At 62.3% G+C, this 461-nt stretch carries 1 protein-coding gene; it reads left to right on the top strand.

Annotation, left to right across the window (positions count from 1 at the left end; translation table 11 throughout):
* Positions 1-54: 54 nt before the first annotated feature.
* Positions 55-461: host attachment family protein (locus tag EN786_RS36090; RefSeq protein WP_135910031.1), on the top strand; the 407-nt coding region annotated here is incomplete at its 3' end.

Genomic DNA, 461 nt, shown 5'->3' with positions numbered 1-461 from the left:
CCTGTCGATCCCGAACTCGACCGGTCGGCAACCATGCAAGCAAGGAGGAACGCCATGAGCATCAAGCTGAAACATGGATTGTGGGTGGTCGTGGCTGATGGCGAGAAGGCGCTCTTCCTGCGCAACCAGGGCGACAACAAGTTCCCTAACCTGGAAGTGGTGCAGGGGATGGAACAGGACAATCCCGCCACGCGCGAACAAGGCACGGATAAGCCGGGCCGCTATGCGGAAGGGCCGCGCAGCGCCATCGAGGAAACCGATTGGCACCGTCTGGGCAAGGAGCGCTTCGCCGTCGACATCGCCGACCAGCTCTACAAGCTCGCGCATCGCGGCGAGTTCGACGCGCTCGTTCTGATCGCGCCGCCGCGGGTGCTTGGCGAGATGCGCCAGAAGCTGCACAAGGAAGTCGGCGAGAAGGTGCAGGCGGAAATACCGAAGACCCTCACCAACCACACGATTTC

This window comes from Mesorhizobium sp. M4B.F.Ca.ET.143.01.1.1 (assembly GCF_004792275.1).
Classification (GTDB): Bacteria; Pseudomonadota; Alphaproteobacteria; order Rhizobiales; family Rhizobiaceae; genus Mesorhizobium; species Mesorhizobium abyssinicae.
Note: the sequence above shows the minus strand (reverse complement) of the source record. Positions and strands in the feature narration are given on the sequence as shown.